This is a genomic window from Ralstonia sp. VS2407, assembly GCF_052950655.1.
In genome coordinates, this window is the sequence record NZ_JBRFVG010000003.1 from 287,241 (window position 1) to 306,968 (window position 19,728).

A 19,728-nucleotide genomic window follows, 5' to 3' on the forward strand; every position below is an offset into this window, starting at 1 on the left:
CTTGGTCTGGTTGTTTTTATTGGCGGCGCAGGCGCGCCAGCTTGTCGCGATCGATCTGGATACCCAGGCCGGGGCCGGTGGGCACCTGCAACATGAAATCGCGGTACTGCAACGGCTCAGTCAGCAGTTCTTGCGTGAGCAGCAAGGGGCCAAACAACTCGGTGCCGAATTGCAGTTCGCCAAAGGTGGAAAACACGTGGGCAGAGGCTGCAGTGCCAACCGCCCCTTCGAGCATCGTTCCGCCGTACAGGCCGATGCCCGCAAGCTGCGCGATGGCGGCGACCTGCATGGCCGGCACGAGGCCGCCGGATTGCGCGATCTTTACGGCGAAGACGTCGGCGCTGGCAGAACAGGCCAACTCAAATGCATCCAGCGGACCATGCAGCGCTTCGTCGGCCATCATCGGCACCGCGAACTGGCGGGCGAGGCGCTCGAGCGCGGCGCGGCTCTCGGCGCGCACCGGTTGCTCGATCAGGTCGATGCCGCCGGCCTGCAATGCGGCGATGCCGTTGGCGGCGTCTAGCTCGCTCCAGGCCTGGTTGACGTCCACGCGCACGCTCACGGCGTCGCCCAGTGCACGCTTGATGGCCAGCACGTGCGCCACATCGTCAGCCACCGCGCGCAGACCGATCTTCAGCTTGAAGATGCGGTGACGGCGCTCGGCAAGCATCGCTTCTGCCTCGGCAATGTCTTTCTTGGTGTCGCCGCTGGCGAGCGTCCAGGCCACCGGCAGCGCATCTCGCAGCCGGCCGCCGAGCAGCTCAGACAGCGGCACGCCAAGCCGGCGGGCCTGCGCATCGAGCAACGCCGTTTCCAACGCGCACTTGGCAAAGCGGTTGCCCTGGATGGTCTTGCGCACCTTGGCCATGGCGGCCGCCACGTTGCGCGCCTCCATGCCGATCAGCAGCGGCGCAATGTGCGTGTCGATGTTGACCTTGATGCTCTCGGGGCTCTCTTCGCCGTAGTTGAGACCGCCAATGGTGGTGGCCTCGCCCCAGCCTTCGATGCCGTCTTCGCAGCACACATGTACGAGGACGAGCGTCTGCGTGTGCATGGTGGCGACGGACAGTTTGTGCGGACGGATGGTGGGCACATCCACTAGAATGGCCTCGATCGAGCGAATCATGTTTTCCAGGTATCAGAAGAACTGCTATCAACGTGGAAACCAGATTACGCAGCGCAAATTGTCACGTCCAACACCGATTTAGTATCGGCGTCATACCTGAAAGGTATAAAAATGGAGCTACGCCATCTTCGCTATTTCGTGGCGGTTGCTGAAGAGCTGAACTTCACGCGTGCCGCTGAACGGCTGCACATCGCGCAGCCCCCGCTGTCGCGGCAGATTCAGCAATTGGAGGAGGAAGTCGGCGTGCTGCTGTTCGAGCGCGGCAGCCGCCCGCTCAAGCTGACCGAAGCCGGCCGCTTTTTCCACGCGCACGCGCGGCAGTTGCTCGCGCAGACGGCGGAACTTGCCTCGATGACGCAACGCGTCGGCCAGATCGAGCGGCGCATGTCCGTCGGCTTCGTGGCTTCAACGCTGTACGGGATGCTGCCAAAGGTCATCCGGCGCTTTCGGGCGGAGTACCCCATGGTCGATCTGACCATGCACGAGATGACGACCATGGACCAGATCCAGGCGCTCAAGGACGGCCGCATCGACGTCGGCTTCGGCCGCATCCGTTACGAAGACCCGAACGTGCGGCGCATCCTCCTGCGCGATGAGCGATTGATCGTCGCGCTGCCATCAGGCCATGCCCTGCTGGACGGCAGACCGACGGTATCCCTGCGCGACCTTGTCGGCGACACGCTCATCATCTACCCGCGCGCGCCGCGTCCGAGCTATGCGGACCAAGTGCTCGCCCTCTTCCACGATCGCGCGCTCGAACCCAGCAAGATTTACGAGGCACGGGAATTGCAAATTGCCCTGGGGCTGGTGGCTGCGGGCGAAGGTGTGTCGGTGGTGCCGCGCAGTGTGGCGGGCTTGCGGCGGGAAGATGTCTGCTACATGGAACTCGACGATCCGCAATTGGTCTCGCCCATTATCTTCAGCACGCGCCTGCTCGACGAGTCTGAAGACATCCAGGCCATGCTGGCGCTGACGTATCGGTTGTATGACGAGCAGAAGATCCCGTATTACGCGCCCTCGTAAGGCTTGCAATGGTGGCACCAAAGTTACAAGCCGCTGGACACGACGGCCGCATGGGCTAGATTGAAGCAAGGCGCACGTTCGCCTGCGATTGGAGCGCAAGCGAGTGAAAAGAATACGCCGCCCCATCATCATCAAATTGGCCCTCGTCGTGGCGCTGCTGCTTGCGATGGGCGCCTTGCTTGTCGCTCACGAATTCCGCACCTCCGCCTGGCAAGCCCGCTACTTCGCGCATCTGGCGAAATCGCAAACCTTTCCCGTCAAACCAGGGCCGAACGATTCAGCCCGCTACCCGAACGCCGGCCCGTATGACCAGCGGCTCGGTTATCACGACCTTCCAACCTTTCTAGACCGCCTGCGCTCGCGCGGCTACATCGTTGCCCAGCAAGCCGTACCGTCCAAAGAGATGGTCGCCCGCATGGACAGCGGCATGAACCCGCCCTATCGCGAGAAAGACCAGGCCGGCCTGGAATTGCTGGACGATGATGGCCGACCGATCTACCGCGTGCGGCACCCCGAACGTGTGTATGACAGTTTCGCGTCGGTACCGCCGCTGCTCGTCAACTCGCTGCTCGCGATTGAAAACCGCACCCTGCTGCAGACGGAATACCCCAAGCGCAACCCGGCCGTGGAGTGGTCACGCCTGGCACGCGCCGTGTGGGACCGCGCCCTGCACGTCGTCAACCCGGCGCATGAATCGCCTGGCGGCAGCACGCTCGCCACGCAAATCGAGAAGTACCGCCACTCGCCAGAGGGCCGCACTGATTCCCCCAGCGAAAAGCTGCGCCAGATGTTCTCCGCATCCGCGCGTGCCTACCTGAACGGAGAAGACACCACCGCCACGCGCCATCAGCTCGCGGTCGATTACCTGAACACCGTGCCGCTGGGCGCGCGCGCCGGGTTTGGCGAAATCCAAGGGATTGGCGATGCGCTATGGGTCTGGTACGGACGCGACTTCGCCCAGGTGAATGCGTTGCTCTCGGCCCAATCGACCGCCCCGCTCGCAGACCGCGCGCTTGCGTACAAGGAGGCGTTGAGCCTGCTCGTATCGCAGCGGCGGCCGTCGTATTACCTTGAGAACCTCGATGAACTCGAAACCTTGACCAACGCCTACCTGCGCGTGCTGGCCGTATCCGGCGTGATTCGGCCAGCGCTGCGCGATGCGGCGATCGCACAATCGCTCAAGCAGCAGGCACTGAACACGCGCGTACCGCCTCCGCCCATCGAGCACAAAGGCACAAACGCCGTACGCGTCAATCTGGCGAGCATGCTCGGCATCTCGCGCATGTATGCGCTCGACCGGCTCGACCTGACCGCCAGCAGCACGCTCGATGCGCCGTTGCAGCGCGATATCTCAACTGAGCTGCGCAAGCTGCGCGACCCCGCGCACGCCAAGGCCGCCGGCCTCGTCGGCGACATGATGCTGGAGCGCGGCGACCCGCGCGGCGTGACGTACAGCTTCACGCTCTACGAACGCGCGCCGGGCGGCAACCGGGTGCTGGTGCAGGCCGACACGTTCGACAAGCCGTTCGACATCAACGAAGGCGTCAAGCTGGATCTGGGCTCAACAGCCAAGCTGCGCACGCTGGTGACGTATCTCCAGATCGTGGCGGAGCTGCATAAGCGCTATGCCGACCAGCCTGCTGCGGCGCTGCGCAAGGTCAACATTCCCGTGCAGAACCCGATCGAGCGCTGGGCCGTCGATTACCTCGCCCACACGCAAGACCGGTCGCTCGCGGCGATGCTCGATGCATCGATGGAGCGCAAGTACTCCGGCAACGCTGGCGAATGGTTTGCCACCGGCGGCGGCATGCAGAGCTTCGAAAACTTCGAGAAATGGGAAGGCACCCAGAACTTCACGGTGCGCGAGGGGCTCAAGCACTCCGTCAACCTTGTCTTCGTCCGGATCATGCGCGACATCTCGCGCTACTTTCAGCACCAGTTGCCCAATGCCGGCGCCGAGGCGTTGACCAACCCGGATTCCCCACAGCGGCAGGTCTACCTGCGACGCTTTGCCGACCGCGAAGGCAAGCTCTTCATGGGCCGGTTCTACGCCAAATACAAAGACAAGACCGACAAGGAGCGCGAAGCCATCCTGGTGCAAAGCACGCGCGCCACGCCGGTGCGGCTGGCTACCATCTACCGCAGCATCGACCCGGAGGCCGGGCCGGGCAAGCTCGCCGCGTTCATCCGCAGCTACCTGCCAGGCGCAAAGCTGGATGAGGCCGAACTCACCAACCTGTATGAGAAATATTCCGTCCAGCGTTTCGACTTGGCCGACCGCGGCTACATCGCCAAGCTGCATCCGCTGGAACTGTGGCTGGTGGCGTATCTGCGCACCCATCCGCAAGCCACGCTTGCCCAGGTGAACGAGGCCAGCGCCGATGAGCGCTTGTCCGTCTACAAATGGCTGCTGCAATCGCACCGCAAGGCCGCGCAAGACAAGCGCATCAAGCAGATGCTGGAAATTGAAGCGTTCCAGCAGATTCACGCCATGTGGAAGCGGCTGGGGTATCCGTTCGAATCGCTGGTGCCGTCATACGGCACCGCCATCGGTGCATCGGCAGACCGGCCGGCGTCGCTGGCGGAGTTGATGGGCATCATCGAAAACGACGGCATCCGCCTGCCCAGCGTACGCATCGATCGCCTGCGCTTTGCCGCCGATACGCCGTACGAAGTCATGCTTTGCCGCGACCCCAACGCCGGAGAACGCGTACTGCCGCCCGAGATTCCGCCCCTGGTCAAATCCGCGCTGGCCGGCGTCGTCGAAGGCGGCACCGCCAAACGGATCTCCGGCACGTTCGTCGACAATGGCGGCAAACCCATCGCCATCGGCGGTAAAACCGGCACCGGCGACAACCGCTTCAAAACGTTCAGCCGCGGCGGCGGCCTCATCTCCGAACGGGTCGTCAGCCGCTCCGGCGCCTTCGTCTTCTACCTGGGAGACCGCTACTTCGGCACCGTCGTCGCGTACGTGGCCGGGGCCGATGCCGCCAAGTACAAATTCACCAGCGCACTGACGGTGCAAGTGCTCAAGGTCCTGGCCCCCACGCTGATGAACCACCTGGACCTGCAAGACGAGGCGCCTGCCTTCAACTGCAAGATGCCGCAAGCCACAGCGCCGGAACAGAAGCTGGATTGAGCAAAGTCTGCACAACAGACGGCGACAACGCAGGCCGCCAGACGGTGTGGCCGTACCCTGCCCTAGATGGCGCCTTGAATTTCTGTTGCAGGGAGGAAAAAGGAAGGAGGCCTGTCTGAGCGCAGCGAGTTTGCCTCCTTCCCCTCCCTGCGACATAAATTCAAGGGGAAGTCGCCATCTCGGGCGCGCCTTTCTTTGCTTACCTTTCTTTGGCAAGACAAAGAAAGTAAGTCGGCCCCGCCAGGGGACGAAACACCCGGCCCGCAGCACCCCTCACCGCAACGACCGCTGCAACCAAATCCCCCCCGCACACCCCAACGCCACCACCGCGCCCCAGGCAAACAAATCCCCCACCGCCAATAACGTCGCCTGCCGATCGATCTCCGCCGAAATCCGAATCAACTCCGAACCCTGCAACGGATGCGGCCACTGCCAAGCCGGCGTCAGCGCGCTCACATGCCCGACCAGGTCGGTGCGGTGCTGCGCCTGCCCGCGCTGCAGCAACAACGTCGCCCCCATCGTCCCAAACGCCTGCGCCCAGGCCCGCATGATTCCCTTGAACTGGTAGGCATGGCCGAAATCCTTGGCCGGCAAATCCACGTAAGACAGTCCCGCCACCTGGATCACCACAAACATTCCCACCATGCCTTCGATCATGAACCCCGGCACCACCGCCGCCACCGAGGCACCCGGCATGGCTACATGCGACATCCACAGCAGCGCGGTCGCCATCATCACAAAGCCGATGGAGATCAGCACGCGCTTGGTCGGCAGCACGTTCGTCAACTGAAAGTTCAGGATGCCCAGCACCACCGTCACCAGGCCGCCCAGGCTCATCAACTGCGCGGTGGTCTCGTAGCGGAAACCCAGACCGTTCTGCAGCAGGCTCGACGAAAGGAAACCCCAGGCGCTCGCAAACATGTAATAGATGGCGTAGAACACCATGCCCATCAGGAAGCGCCGCTGCAGCGTGGCTCGTAAATCAACCCACGGCAGCGGATGGCCCGTCTGGCGAATGCCGACCCAGATGATGAGCGCCACCACCGCAATGATCGGCACCACCTGCGCAGGCGAGCCGTCGGGGTGAATGAAGCGGGCCTGCTGAAAGCCGTGCAGCGCAATCAGCGCCGCCAGCCCAAACGCGATGGCCGACGGCCAGTCGAGCGAGGCGAAATCGCCCTTGCGCTCGTGCAGTTTCGGATGCGGATAGAACGCCGCCACCAGCCCGCACACCACCACGGCCACCAGCAACTGCGCAACGAAGATGGCGCGCCAGCCAAATTGCTCCGTGAGCGCTGCCGACAGCATCGGTGACACGCAACTCAGCCCGAAGATGCCGTAGATCATGCCCTTCATCATCGTGCGGCGTTCCTGCGCTGGGCTGTGCTGCACAAAGATGCGCGAGGTGGACAGCATCGGGCCGCCGCCAAACCCCTGCACCGCGCGGCCGACGATCAGCATCGTGCCGCCCTCGGCCGCCGCGCACATCAGCGTGCCGACAATGAACACCAGCAGCGACAGCAGCGTGTGCTTCCGGTATGTCATGTGATCGGCCAGCCGACCCATCACCAGAATCGCCAGGCTGGCTGCTGCCGCGTACGCCGTCACGGCCCAGAGATAGACATCCTGTGACGCCAGCACCCCACCTTCGATATGCGGTCCGGCAATCGAAAACATCAGGTTGGACATGTAGTCCACGCCCGTCGCCAGGCCAATCACCATGCCCACCATGCGCAATTCCATCCGGCTGCTGACGGTCGATTCGGCGGCCGGTTTGCGCGGCGCGGGCGGTGAAGAAACCGTGTGGTCTGTGCTTGGCGTGTTCATGCAGGGATGGTAATTTGCCTCGAAACCGGCGGAAATCGCCTGCCAACAAATTCATTGTTCAAATATGCGAACGACGGACTGGAACGACTGGGACACTTTCTGCACGGTGGCAACGCTCGGCAGCTTCACGCGCGCAGCCGATCGGCTCGGGCTGCCCAAGTCGTCGGTCAGCACGGCGGTGTCGCGCCTGGAAGGCAAGATGGGCGTCCGCCTTTTCGAGCGCAGTACGCGCCGCCTGCGCCTGACCGACGCCGGTGAAGCCCTGCTGCGCGACGCCGGCCCATTGTTCCAGCGGCTGCGCGAAGTGTCGGAAGATGCCGCAGCGACGTTCCAGTCACCCGCCGGCACCTTGCGCATTGCCATGCCATATGAATTTGCCGCCAAGCAGCTCGCCGAGGTGGTGCTCGAAGTCATGCGCGAGCACGCCGCCCTGCGCATTGAGGTGGACGTGGCGCCGCGCCAGATCGACCCGCTCGCCCAGGGTTACGACATCATGCTGACCGTGCCGCGCGGGCCGTTGCCCGATTCCGGCCTCGTCGCCCAGCGCGTCTTTGATTTGCGGCGCGCCGTGGTCGTCGCCCCGCAATTGCTGGAGCGCTTGGGGCCGCTCACCCACCCAGACCAGCTCGCCGATTGGCCTTGCCTTGGCACCTCGAACGAAGCCGAATGGCAGTTCCGCACGCCCGGCGGCGAGACGATCAACCTGCCGCTCGACTTCCGCATGCGCACCTCCAACAGCGAATTGCGCATGCAGGCCGCCATTGCTGGCTTGGGTGTCGCTCGCATCACCTCCGTGTTTGCTACCGACCTGATCGCTTCGGGCGCGCTGCAGGAAGTGCTGACGGATTTCCAATCCCCGCCGATGCGCGTGTATGCCGTATTTCCAGGGCGCCGCCTGATGCCCGCCAAGGTCAAGGTCTTCATGGACGCCCTGCACCGCCGCATAGAGCATTCCCGCCAACACACTGATATGCGGCCCACCTTCGTAGACGAGGCAGCGGCCACCTGGCCGCCTGAGTCGCTGCTCTGACTTTCAATCCATCCTCTTCATTTACGCAAAGCCATGCGCCCGTTCACCAAACTCTCCCTCTTGATTGCCGCGCTCGCCCTGAGCACCGTTGGATGCTCCCGCGCGGAAGACATCGGCAGCGTCAGCACCAATTTCCGCATCACGGGCTCTGACAAGATCGTCATCGAAGCCTTTGACGACCCGCTCGTTCAGGGCGTGACCTGCTATGTCTCGCGGGCCCGCACCGGCGGCATCAAGGGGACGTTGGGCGTGGCCGAAGACGTGAGCGAAGCCGCCGTGGCCTGCCGCCAAGTCGGCGAAATCAGCTTCGCCAAGCCGCTGCCCCAGCAGGACGACATGTTTACGCAACGCCTGTCGCTCGTCTTCAAGACGCTGCACGTGGTGCGCACCGTCGACCGCAAACGCAATGTGCTGGTCTATCTGACGTATTCGGACAAGGTGATTTCGGGCAGCCCGAAAAACAGCGTGACGGCGGTGCCCATCCCGGCCAGCCAGCCGATTCCAGTCAAATAAGCGGTGGCCGCACCACATTGGTGCAGCGCAACGCAAGCGTGGTGGCGGAGCAACGGGAGACGGCGCAAAAGGGGTGCATACGTAAGCCTACGTATGGTGCATTGCATCATCTGGTGTATAGTCAGGGTATTCCCTAACCGGGATTTCCCTAAGAGGCCAATCATGCAAAACACGAACGACCTGAAGCTGACCGATCAACTCGAACGCGAACTGATCGAGCGCGAAATGTCCGAAGGTATCTACTACTATCGCCGTCCGAGCGGCCAATCGTTCTCGTTCGCCCAATTCTTCTCGGCAATCGCGAACCTGTTCGGCACGCACCGCACCGCCAAGGCCTAACCCGCCACGCTATTGTTGATGGGCGTGTGCCCAAGCTAGCAGTCAGCAGTACTCGCAGTCTCAGTAGCATCGTGCGCCGGCCGTGTGTCATCACACCCGCCGCCACACCCGCCAGGTCATGACCGCCTGGTGCCAATCGAGGGCCGGATTCCGGCCCTTTGTCATTTCTGCGGCATTTGTTTGGTTTGTCTGCGTGCCGCAGCATCGCCCTTTTTCCTGCAACCAGCGCACCGCACTGCGGTTGTCTTCTGGTTCGCCTGTGCTTTACTGAGTAGAGCCGCGACCACCGATATCGAGACCACGCGCGCATCTTCGCAGCAACGAAGGCGCGCAGCATGGCACCGGCGCCCATTCCCCAAGGAGACTCCCATGGCGATCAGCCTCAAGCTGTCGGTCAACGGTGCGCCTGTCACCGTCAGTGTCGAACCCCATACCTTGCTAGTCCAATTGCTGCGCGAGCAACTGCGCCTGACCGGTACGCACGTCGGCTGCGATACCGCGCAATGCGGCGCCTGCACCGTGCATATGAATGGGCGCGCGGTGAAGTCCTGCAACATCCTGGCTGTGCAGGCTGACGGCGCCGAGGTGACCACCATCGAAGGCTTGTCGAAGGACGGCACGCTGCACCCGATGCAGGAAGCCTTTCGCCAATGCCACGGCCTGCAATGCGGTTTCTGTACGCCGGGTATGGTGATGGCAGCGACGGCGCTGGTTGCGCAGCATCCGCATCCCGATGAACACACGGTGCGCGAGCAGCTCGACGGCAACCTGTGCCGCTGCACGGGTTATCACAACATCGTGCGCGCCGTGATGCACGGGGCTGAAGCCATGGCAGAAGCCCAAGGCGAGGATGCCTCGCTGCAAAGCCTGGCCGCGGCGCGCGCCCACGCCGCCTGACCCCAGCGAGGAGACCACCATGAACGCTCCCGCAGAACCCAACAATCACCTGATCGGCGCGGCCGTCAAGCGCAAGGAAGACTTCCGCTTCCTGACAGGCGCCGGGCAGTACACGGACGATGTTGTCCAGGCTCACCAGTCCTACGCGGTGTTCCTGCGCTCGCCGTATGCGCATGCGCGCATCAAACACATCAATGCGGATGCCGCACGCAAGCATCCGGGCGTGCTGACCGTGCTCACGGGCGACGACCTGGCTGCCGACAAGGTGAACGGCCTGCCGTGCGGCTGGCTCATCCACAGCATTGACGGCACGCCGATGAAGGAGCCGCCCCACCCCGTGCTCGCGCAAGGCAAGGTGCGCCACGTGGGCGACCAGGTCGCGCTGGTGGTGGCTGAATCGGTGAAGATCGCCAAGGACGCCGTCGAGATGATCGACGTGGAATACGACGAACTGCCCGCCGTGGTGGACACCGCCACCGCAGATACCGCCGGCACCGCCGTCCACGACGACGTGCCGAACAACACCTGCTACACCTGGGGCCACGGCGACAAAGCCGCCACGGATGCCGCCTTTGCCAAGGCCGCGCACGTGACGCAACTCGACATCGTCAACAACCGGCTGATCCCGAATGCGATCGAGCCGCGCGCCGTCAATGCGAGCTATTCGCGTCAGGACGACAGCTACACGCTCTACGTCGCCAACCAGAACCCGCACGTGGAACGCCTGCTGATGTCGGCGTTCGTGCTGGGCCTGACCGAAGCCAAGGTGCGCGTGATTGCGCCGGACGTGGGCGGCGGGTTCGGCTCGAAGATCTTCCTGTACCCGGAAGACGTGGCGCTCACCTGGGCATCGAAAAAGGTGGGCCGACCAATCAAGTGGACGGCCGAGCGCTCCGAGTCCTTCCTGACCGATGCGCATGGCCGGGACCACGTCACGCATGCGGAACTGGCGCTCGATGCGCAGGGCAACTTCCTCGCCATGCGCGTGCACACCACGGCCAACATGGGCGCGTATCTGTCGACGTTTGCCAGCAGCGTGCCGACCATCCTGTATGCGACGTTGCTGGCGGGCCAGTACAAGACGCCTGCCATCTATGCCGAAGTGAAAGCGGTGTTCACGAACACGGCGCCGGTCGACGCCTATCGCGGTGCCGGCCGGCCCGAGGCAACGTATGTGGTCGAACGCCTTGTGGAGACGGCTGCGCGCGAACTGCAGGTCGACCCGGCTGAACTGCGCCGCCGCAACTTCATCCGCACGTTCCCGTATGCCACGCCGGTGGGCCTGACATATGACACGGGCGACTACGAGCCGTGCCTCGACCGCGCCATCGAACTGGCCGACGTGAAAGGCTTTGCAGCCCGGCGCGATGCCTCGCGCGCAAAGGGCCGGCTGCGCGGCATGGGCTATTCCTGCTACATCGAGGCGTGCGGACTGGCGCCGTCGAACATCGCCGGCGCATTGGGCGCACGGGCTGGCCTGTTCGAAGCCGGCGAAATTCGCGTGCACCCAACGGGCTCCGTCACGGTCTTCACCGGCTCGCACAGCCACGGCCAGGGCCACGAGACGACGTTCGCGCAAGTGGTGGCCGATCGGCTGGGCGTGCCCATCGACAACATCGAGATCGTACACGGCGACACCGGCCGCATCCCGTTCGGCATGGGCACGTACGGCTCGCGGTCGATTGCCGTGGGCGGCTCGGCCATCATGAAGGCGCTCGACAAGATCGAGGCCAAGGCCAAGAAGATCGCCGCGCATCTGCTGGAGGCATCGGCGGAAGACATCGAGTTCAAGGATGGCGTCTTCCGCGTGGCCGGCACCGACCGCACCAAGACGTTTGGCGAAGTCGCGCTCACGGCCTACGTGCCGCACAACTACCCGCTCGACAAGCTCGAACCTGGGCTGGACGAAAACGCCTTCTACGATCCGACCAACTTCACCTACCCGGCCGGCGCGTACATCTGCGAGGTGGAAGTCGATCCCGACACCGGCGAAACCCACATCGACCGATTCGTTGCGGTGGACGATTTCGGCAACATCATCAACCCGATGATTGTCGAGGGCCAGGTGCACGGCGGGCTTGGCCAAGGGATCGGACAGGCGCTGATGGAGGCCTGCGTCTACGACGAGAACGGCCAGTTGCTGACCGGCTCGTACATGGACTACGCCATGCCTCGCGCAGATAACCTGCCCAGCTTTACGGTGGAAACCGCCAAGGGCACGCCGTGCACGCACAACCCGCTCGGCGTCAAAGGCTGTGGCGAAGCCGGCGCGATCGGCTCGCCGCCGGCGCTGATCAACGCCATCGTCGACGCGCTTGCGCCGCTGGGCGTGAAGGACATCCAGATGCCCGCGACGCCGCACCGCGTCTGGCAAACCATTCAAGCGGCCAAGGCCTAGGCAAGGAGCCCACCATGTACGACTTTGAGTACCAGAAAGCCACCGACGCCCAGACCGCCGTGACCGCGCTGAAGACGCACACCGATGCCAAATACCTCGGCGGCGGCCAGAGCCTGCTTGCGGCGATGAAGCTGCGGTTGGCGCAGCCGTCAACGCTGGTGGATGTCACGCGCATTCCGGGCATGTCCGGCATTCGCACACAGCCCGGTGTGATTACGGTGGGCGCAGCCACACGCCATGCCGATGTGGCGGACAACGCGGACATCGCCCGCATGCTGCCCGCGCTGGGGGAGCTGGCCGGCGGCATCGGAGACCGCCAAGTGCGCGCGATGGGCACGCTCGGCGGCTCGCTTGCCAACAACGACCCGGCGGCGTGCTACCCGGCTGCGGTGCTGGGCCTGAACGCCACCGTCGTCACCGAGCGGCGCAACATCACAGCGGACGACTTTTTCCTCGGCATGTACGAGACCGCGCTGGCTGCGGATGAACTCATCACCGAGGTGCAGTTTCCCGTGCCGGACCAGGCGGCCTACGTGAAATTCCGCAACCCCGCGTCGCGATTTGCGCTGGTGGGCGTGTTCATCAGCCGCAAGGGCAATAACGTGCGCGTGGCGGTGACGGGCGCGGCGCCGTGCGTGTTCCGTTGCGCGCCGCTGGAGCAGGCGCTGACGGCCAGCTTTACATCGGAAGCGGCACGCAAGGTGGTGGTGCCGGCCGATGATCTGGTGGGCGATCTGCATGCCTCGCCAGAATACCGGGCGCACCTCATTCCGGTATTGACGGCGCGCGCGGTCGAACAGGCACTGGCGCACCATCATTGAGCGAAAGCCCAAGGAACGGCATGCCGGTCGATTCCATCGACAACTGCATCGCGCAACTGCAAGGCCAGGGCTATTTCGCCAGCCGAGAGCTGGCCACGGCCCTGTTTCTTGCGTTGCGCATGCAGCGGCCGCTGTTTCTGGAAGGCGAGCCCGGCGTCGGCAAGACCGAGCTGGCGAAGGCGGCGGCGGGGCTGCTCGGCACGTCGCTGCTGCGGCTGCAGTGTTACGAGGGGCTCGACACCGCCAGCGCGCTCTATGAATGGGACTACCCGCGCCAGATCATGGCGCTGCGCCTGGCCGAGGCCGCCGGTGAGAAGCCCCGCGCCGACACGCTCTACCGCGACGAATTCCTCCTCAAGCGGCCGCTGCTGCAAGCGCTGCTGCCCGACCCACTCCATCCCGACACACCACGCGTTCTGCTGATCGACGAGATCGACCGCGCTGATGAACCCTTCGAGGCGTTTCTGCTGGAGTTGCTGTCCGACTTCCAGGTGTCGATTCCGGAATTCGGTACGGTGCGCGCGCAGGTGATACCGCTGGTCATCATGACGTCCAACCGCACGCGCGAGGTGCACGACGCGCTCAAGCGGCGCTGCCTGTATCAATGGATCGGCTACCCCGATAAGGCACGGGAGCTGCAGATCGTGGCGCAGCGCGCGCCCGAGACCTCTGCCCGCCTGCAGCAGCGTGCGGTCGATTTCGTGCACCGCCTGCGCGGCATCGACCTGTTCAAGGCGCCGGGTATTGCCGAAGCCATCGACTGGTGTCGCGCATTGTCGGCGCTGAACGTGACGGAGCTGGATCCGCAGTCCGTGCAGGACACGCTGGGCGTGCTGCTCAAGTACCAGGACGACCTGGCGCGCGTCGATATGCCGACCATCGAGCAACTGCTGGCCGCCCCTGCGCTGCCGGAGTAAGGCATGCAAGCGACCGTGCCGATGCAGCTCCCGATGCTGGCGCGTAACGTGACGCATTTCGTGCGGCTGCTGCGCAATGCCGGCATGCCGCTTGCGCCCTCGCGCGCGGTCGATGCCATCGAAGCCCTGAGCCATATCGACATCGGCCGCCGAGACGACGTGAAGGCTGCGCTGTCTGCCCTGCTCGTCTCGCACCCCGACGAGCGCACGCTGTTCGATGCGGCCTTCAACGTGTTCTGGCGCGATCCGGATTGGGAGGGCAAGCTGCGTGCGCTGTTGCTGCCCAAAGTCCGTGGCGGCATTCCCGCGGCGCGCAGCAACCGTCTGGCCGATGCCCTGCGCGCTCAGCCGTCGACCAACCTGCCGCCCGGCCCGAAGCCCGATGGCGAACGCCATGACATCGTGGCGCCGCTGGCGTTTTCCGCCAACGAGGCCTTGCGCACGCGTGACTTCGACACGCTCAACGCGGCCGAATGGCGCACGCTGCAACACATGATCCGCCGCCGTCGCGTGCATCTCGCCCAGGAGCGGACGCGCCGGTTGAAGGCCGCTTCGCGCGGGCGCCATCCGGATCTGCGCGCCACCGCTCGCCAGGCCGTGCGCGCCGGCGGCGAATGGACCGGCTGGAAATACCGCCAGCCCGTCGACCGCACGCCGCCGCTGGTGCTGCTGCTCGACATCTCGGGATCGATGAGCCGCTATTCGCGCGCCGTGCTGTATTACTGCCACGCGCTGGTGCAGTCGCGTGAGCGTATCCAGGCTTTCCTGTTCGGCACGCGGCTGACGAACGTCTCGCGGCAACTGCGCGAGCGCGATCCGGATGTCGCCGTGCAAGCCATCGCCGAGCTTGTGCCCGACTGGTCCGGCGGCACGCGCATCGGCGCGGCGCTGGCGGAGTTCAATCGCCAATGGGCGCGCCGCACGCTATCCGGCCGCGCCACCGTCCTGCTCGTGACGGACGGGCTCGATCATGAGCACATCGAGCTGCTCGATACCGAGATGGCGCGCCTGGCGCGCTTTGCCCATCGCATCGTCTGGCTCAATCCGCTGCTGCGCTTTGCCGGCTTCGAGCCGCGGGCACGTGGCGTGCGGGCCATCCTGCCGCATGTCGATGTGATGGTGCCGGCGCACCATTTCGACAGCCTGGCTGCGCTCGAGCACGAACTGGCGCATGCTCGCCGCACGCGTACCCCCCGCCACCCAACCCCAGCCCCATCGACCGCCCCATGGAACTGACCCAGACCCATCTCCTGCCCGTGCCACTCCAGACCGCCTGGGACGCGCTGAACGACCCAGCCGTGCTGCAACGCTGCATTCCCGGCTGCGAGAGCATCACCGCCGCAGAGGGCAGCGCCAACCCCGCCTACGACATCGCCATGACCGCCGCCGTCGGGCCCGTCAAGGCGCGCTTCAAGGGACGCATGGAACTGACCGACATGGCGCCCCCACGCAGCTACACGCTGCATTTCGACGGCCAGGGCGGCGCGGCCGGTTTCGGCAAGGGCAGCGCGCAGGTGCAGCTCACGCCCGAAGGCCCCACGGTCACGCGGCTTTCTTACACGGCCACCGCGCAGGTGGGCGGCAAGCTAGCGCAAATCGGCTCGCGGCTCATTGACGGTGCCGCACGCAAGCTGGCCGACGAGTTCTTCCAGCGTTTTGCGGCAGAGTTCGGTCCCGCAGATACGGCTGGCATCGACGGACATGCCGCTCCGATCGACGGCATGCCAGCCACACAGGCGATTCCAGACCTCGCGGCCGGCCAACTGCAGGCTCACGGCGCACCGCCGGGCGCCGCTCCCAACGTCAGCCCCGCGCTGCAGCCGCGTAACCCATGGCCGTGGATCATCGTGGCGCTGGTGGCCGTGGCCGCCGCCTACCTGTTTTTGCACCACGGGGCATAATCGGTGCATTCCCCGCAACAGAACCATCAAGCGCGCGAAAGCGCAGCCAACGCATCATGGACAGCGTCGATCTCGAAGTCTTGAAAACCAGCGTGCGCTGGCTGGAACAAGGGCGCCGCGTGCTGCTCGTCACGGTCGTCAAAACGTGGGGTTCGTCGCCGCGGCCCGAAGGCGCAATGCTTGCGCTGCGCGATGACGGCGTCGTCATCGGCTCGGTTTCGGGCGGCTGCATTGAAGACGACCTCATCGACCGTGTGCGCCGTGAAGGCCTGCATTACACCCAGCCCGAAGCGGTCAAATACGGCATCAGCGCTGAAGAAGCGCATCGCTTCGGGCTGCCCTGCGGCGGCACGCTTCAACTCGTGCTGGAGCCGCTGAACGCCTCCAGCGGAATCGACGCCCTGCTGCGTGCCGTGGAAGCCGGTCAGCTCGTCGCACGCACGCTCGACATGGCGACTGGCGCGTCAACGCTGCAGCACGCCACCGTCACCGACGGCCTGCAGTTTGACGAAGCGCGCCTCGTCACCATTCACGGGCCGCGTTACCGGATGCTCGTGATCGGTGCGGGACAGCTCTCGCGCTACCTGTGCCAGATCGCCGTGGGGCTCGATTACCAGGTCACCGTCTGCGACCCGCGCGAGGAGTACAGCGAGGAATGGTCGATCCCGGGCGTGGCCATGGTCCGAACCATGCCCGACGATACGGTGATGGCCATGAAGCTCGACGAGCGCTGCGCCGTCATCGCCCTGACGCACGACCCCAAGCTGGACGACCTCGCGCTCATGGAAGCGCTCAAGACGCCCGCGTTCTACGTGGGCGCACTGGGCAGCCGCCGCAACAACGCCAACCGCCGCGAGCGCCTGAAGGAATTCGACCTGAGCGATGCCGAGCTGGCGCGCCTGCATGGGCCGGTCGGCATTTACATCGGCAGCCGCACGCCGCCGGAAATCGCCATCTCGATCCTGGCCGAGGTGACAGCCGCCAAGAACGGCGTATCGCTGCCGACCATCCTGCAAGTCGAGGGCGCCAAGGCCGCGCGCGAGATTGCCGCCAATGCCACGTCGAGTTGCGCTGTGCCGCAAACTTGAGTCAACCCTCTGATGGAATGGGGTGCTGAAAGGCACCTGAAAGGTTACATTCTTATAAATCGCTGATTGTGCGCAGGTTTCGGCCGCTTCGCGTCACGCGAATCTTGCGGCCCGCGAACCCTGTTTCGTGTGCGCGGCTTCATCCGGCATGACCTGCCTGTCCCCAGCTTCGAGCGCACTGCTTATACGTGCCTCGCCGGTGCGGCAGCGGCAGTGTTGTTTGCAAGCGGGTTGGTCGCCCGTTTTGCTTCCCAAGGGATTCAGGTTTTCTCGCATGAGTATTTTGCTAACCGGTGCGACCGGTTTCGTGGGCGGCGCCATTGCCGCCAATCTGGCAGCCAAAGGTTTGCTGGCCGACACACGCTTTGCCGTGCGCGGCGACACACCTGCCGAGGGGTTGACGCGGCTGCGCAACAACCTGCGGCGTTTTGAATTCGCACAGAGCACGCTGGACGGCATTACCGAATCACAGATCGTGCCGTTCGACCTGCGCGAAGCCGGGGCCGCCAAGCTGGGCGATCCGGAAATCATCATCAACTGCGCGGCACTGGCAACCTTCTCGAACCACCCGTCGCTGTGGGAAACCAACGTGGATGGCGTGCTGGCGCTCGGCCGGCTGGCGGCGCAGGGCAAACGCCTGAAGCGCTTTCTGCAGATCGGCACGGCCATGTCGTGCGGCCAACTGGCGGATCGCCATGTCAGCGAAAGCTGGGATGTCCCCCCGCTGGAGCAGCATGCGGTGCCATACACGTATTCCAAGGGGATGGCCGAGCTGAAGCTGCGCGAAACAGTGCCCGAGCTGCCGCTCGTGGTGGTGCGGCCGTCCATCGTGGTGGGCCATAGCACGCTGGGGTGCGAGCCGTCGGGCAGCATCTTCTGGATGCTGCGCATGGTGGCGCTGCTCGAAACGTTCAGCTGCCGCTTGTCTGACCGCGTCGACATCCTGCCTGTGGACGACTGCGCCGAAGCCATCGTGCAGCTTTCGACCAAGCCGACGCTGGCGCACGACCTGTATCACATCAGCGCCGGCGACGCGAACTCCGAGCGCATCGAAACGCTGTACCCGCGCTTCAAGCGTTGCAAGACGCCGGAAGAAGACGCCCAGGCGCTGGCCGGCTACGTGTATCAGGAAAAAATCGCCGAGAAAGCATTGGCGCGTAAATTCCTGAGCCTGACGGGTGACGGCAACGTGCGACTGGTCGCGCGCTGCATCCACCTGTATGCCAAGTTCGCCAGCATGAGCTACGTGTTCGACAACACGCGACTGGTGCAAGAGACGGGCTTTCAGCCGCGCTCCCTGCTCGCTTACCTCGACCGCTGCCTCGAGACCTCGGACGCCGTGCCGATTCCCGAGCAGATGCAGTGGGACTATAAGTAGCCGTCCGGCCTCCCCGGCCCGCACGGCGTGTCATGGCGCCGTGCTATAACCATCGGCGCCCTTCACCAAGACTCCGGTCACCACAACAAGGAGCCGCCGATGACGCTGCAAGCCCTCGTCCATCTCAATGTCGCCACGCTGGTGGATTCGTTCATCAGCCTTGCCTCGGCCTTTGCGCTCGGGTCACTCATTGGCTTCGAGCGGCAGGTCAGGCAGCGGACTGCGGGGCTGCGCACCAATGCGCTGGTGGCGGTCGCGGCATCGGCGTTCGTCGATATGGCGGCGCAGATCGGCACCGCATCGGACACCACACGCGTGATCGCCTACGTGGTGTCGGGCGTCGGCTTTCTGGGTGCCGGCACCATCATGAAGGAAGGGCTGAACGTGCGCGGGCTGAACACTGCCGCCACGCTGTGGGGCTCGGCCGCTGTGGGTGCGGCGGCAGGCTCCGACCTTGTTGGCCAGGCCATTCTGATTACGCTGTTCGTGCTGGCCTCGAACATCTTGCTGCGGCCGGTGGTGGACCGAATCAACCGCACGCCGCTCGACAATCAGGCCAGCGAAGTCACGTACACGATGTGCGTCATCTCCACCAGCGAGCGCCAGAAAGAGGCGCTGGCCGACCTGGAACGCCTGCTTGAAGAAGCCAGCTACCCCATCAGCGATCTATCGGTCGAACCCTTTGGCGACGACCACGTAGAAATTGAAGCGATGCTGATGTCGACGGCCGTGAACGCGGCCGAGCTGGACCGCATCGTCACGTCGCTGCAATCGCAGCCGCACGTGGCGCAGGCATTTTGGAACCCAAGTACGACGGAATAATCCGGACCGACGCGCCGGTCAAAGCTCCTGGCTGGCCGCCAGCGCGAAGATCTTCGCCCAGCGTTTCGCTTCCTGGCGATTGCGCATCGGGATCGGCCAATCTGCCTGCGTCTGATGCTTCAGGCGCAGCGCCAGCGACCAGGCACCTTCGTGTTCGACCGCATCGGCGCCGGCAATATCGGCAAAGAGAAAACGGGCGCCCTGCCCGTGCAGTTGCAGCGTCCCGCGTTTCTGTTCGGCATCAACCGCGACCTGCCCCCAGCTTGCGCTGAGCGACACAATCCGCTGCCCTTTCACGTTCACGCCATGAACGGCGCGGTAACGCCTGACGAAGGTGATGATTGCCCCGGCCAGCAGCGCCACGGCAACCAGCACCGCAGCACCGCCCACCACCGCGCCATAAGCGGCAGCAACCACCGCATACAGCCGGACCGCGCCGTAGATCAGCAGACCAACCAGCGCGAGCGCGGCAATGATGAACGGCATGAGGCGACTCCTTGAATGCGCCA

17 protein-coding genes are annotated in these 19,728 nt (G+C 64.6%); 14 read left to right on the forward strand and 3 right to left on the reverse strand.

What is annotated here, in order from left to right; genetic code table 11:
* Window positions 1-16: 16 nt before the first annotated feature.
* Complete coding sequence (locus ACU8YE_RS07010) at window positions 17-1,126, reverse strand: muconate/chloromuconate family cycloisomerase (RefSeq protein ID WP_440818540.1); 1,110 nt, start codon at window positions 1,124-1,126, stop codon at window positions 17-19.
* 111 nt (window positions 1,127-1,237) lie between these two features.
* On the opposite strand from ACU8YE_RS07010, the gene ACU8YE_RS07015 reads away from it, so the two are divergent.
* Complete coding sequence (locus ACU8YE_RS07015) at window positions 1,238-2,149, forward strand: LysR family transcriptional regulator (RefSeq protein ID WP_414560632.1); 912 nt, start codon at window positions 1,238-1,240, stop codon at window positions 2,147-2,149.
* A gap of 103 nt (window positions 2,150-2,252) precedes the next feature.
* On the forward strand, window positions 2,253-5,288 hold the full coding sequence (locus ACU8YE_RS07020) for a transglycosylase domain-containing protein (RefSeq protein WP_446928393.1): 3,036 nt from the start codon (window positions 2,253-2,255) through the stop codon (window positions 5,286-5,288).
* A gap of 273 nt (window positions 5,289-5,561) precedes the next feature.
* On the opposite strand, the gene ACU8YE_RS07025 is transcribed toward ACU8YE_RS07020, so the two are convergent.
* Window positions 5,562-7,019, reverse strand: a complete 1,458-nt coding sequence (locus tag ACU8YE_RS07025; protein WP_446928394.1) for an MFS transporter — start codon at window positions 7,017-7,019, stop codon at window positions 5,562-5,564.
* Window positions 7,020-7,179: 160 nt separating this feature from the next.
* Here ACU8YE_RS07025 and ACU8YE_RS07030 point away from each other — a divergent pair, with 160 nt between their 5' ends.
* The 12 genes from ACU8YE_RS07030 to ACU8YE_RS07085 all read left to right on the forward strand — a co-directional run bounded on the left by ACU8YE_RS07030 (window position 7,180) and on the right by ACU8YE_RS07085 (window position 19,219).
* On the forward strand, window positions 7,180-8,145 hold the full coding sequence (locus ACU8YE_RS07030) for a LysR family transcriptional regulator (RefSeq protein WP_316881157.1): 966 nt from the start codon (window positions 7,180-7,182) through the stop codon (window positions 8,143-8,145).
* Window positions 8,146-8,178: 33 nt separating this feature from the next.
* Complete coding sequence (locus ACU8YE_RS07035) at window positions 8,179-8,658, forward strand: CreA family protein (RefSeq protein WP_440075920.1); 480 nt, start codon at window positions 8,179-8,181, stop codon at window positions 8,656-8,658.
* 162 nt (window positions 8,659-8,820) lie between these two features.
* Complete coding sequence (locus tag ACU8YE_RS07040; RefSeq protein WP_009238172.1) at window positions 8,821-8,997, forward strand: hypothetical protein; 177 nt, start codon at window positions 8,821-8,823, stop codon at window positions 8,995-8,997.
* Window positions 8,998-9,366: 369 nt separating this feature from the next.
* The gene (locus tag ACU8YE_RS07045; protein ID WP_260802494.1) at window positions 9,367-9,894 is read left to right on the forward strand and encodes a (2Fe-2S)-binding protein; all 528 of its coding nucleotides are present in this window, start codon (window positions 9,367-9,369) and stop codon (window positions 9,892-9,894) included.
* 19 nt (window positions 9,895-9,913) lie between these two features.
* Entirely contained in the window at window positions 9,914-12,292 is a 2,379-nt protein-coding gene (locus tag ACU8YE_RS07050; protein ID WP_446928395.1) for a xanthine dehydrogenase family protein molybdopterin-binding subunit, read from the forward strand.
* A gap of 14 nt (window positions 12,293-12,306) precedes the next feature.
* The gene (locus tag ACU8YE_RS07055; RefSeq protein ID WP_446928396.1) at window positions 12,307-13,113 is read left to right on the forward strand and encodes an FAD binding domain-containing protein; all 807 of its coding nucleotides are present in this window, start codon (window positions 12,307-12,309) and stop codon (window positions 13,111-13,113) included.
* A 20-nt stretch (window positions 13,114-13,133) separates the two neighbouring features.
* On the forward strand, window positions 13,134-14,030 hold the full coding sequence (locus ACU8YE_RS07060; RefSeq protein WP_446928397.1) for an AAA family ATPase: 897 nt from the start codon (window positions 13,134-13,136) through the stop codon (window positions 14,028-14,030).
* Between the two features lie 3 nt (window positions 14,031-14,033).
* Complete coding sequence (locus tag ACU8YE_RS07065; RefSeq protein WP_440477207.1) at window positions 14,034-15,266, forward strand: VWA domain-containing protein; 1,233 nt, start codon at window positions 14,034-14,036, stop codon at window positions 15,264-15,266.
* Window positions 15,257-15,931: an SRPBCC family protein gene (locus ACU8YE_RS07070; protein WP_322016680.1), complete on the forward strand. Its 675-nt coding sequence runs from the start codon at window positions 15,257-15,259 to the stop codon at window positions 15,929-15,931. Before ACU8YE_RS07065 ends, ACU8YE_RS07070 begins: the two co-directional genes overlap by 10 nt.
* A 56-nt stretch (window positions 15,932-15,987) precedes the next feature.
* Window positions 15,988-17,019, forward strand: a complete 1,032-nt coding sequence (locus ACU8YE_RS07075; RefSeq protein WP_260774515.1) for an XdhC family protein — start codon at window positions 15,988-15,990, stop codon at window positions 17,017-17,019.
* Between the two features lie 274 nt (window positions 17,020-17,293).
* Complete coding sequence (locus ACU8YE_RS07080; RefSeq protein WP_260802499.1) at window positions 17,294-18,397, forward strand: SDR family oxidoreductase; 1,104 nt, start codon at window positions 17,294-17,296, stop codon at window positions 18,395-18,397.
* A gap of 99 nt (window positions 18,398-18,496) precedes the next feature.
* On the forward strand, window positions 18,497-19,219 hold the full coding sequence (locus tag ACU8YE_RS07085) for an MgtC/SapB family protein (protein ID WP_081785425.1): 723 nt from the start codon (window positions 18,497-18,499) through the stop codon (window positions 19,217-19,219).
* Between the two features lie 18 nt (window positions 19,220-19,237).
* Here ACU8YE_RS07085 and ACU8YE_RS07090 read toward each other — a convergent pair whose 3' ends face one another.
* Entirely contained in the window at window positions 19,238-19,705 is a 468-nt protein-coding gene (locus tag ACU8YE_RS07090) for a hypothetical protein (protein ID WP_440818550.1), read from the reverse strand.
* Between the last annotated feature and the right edge of the window lie 23 nt (window positions 19,706-19,728).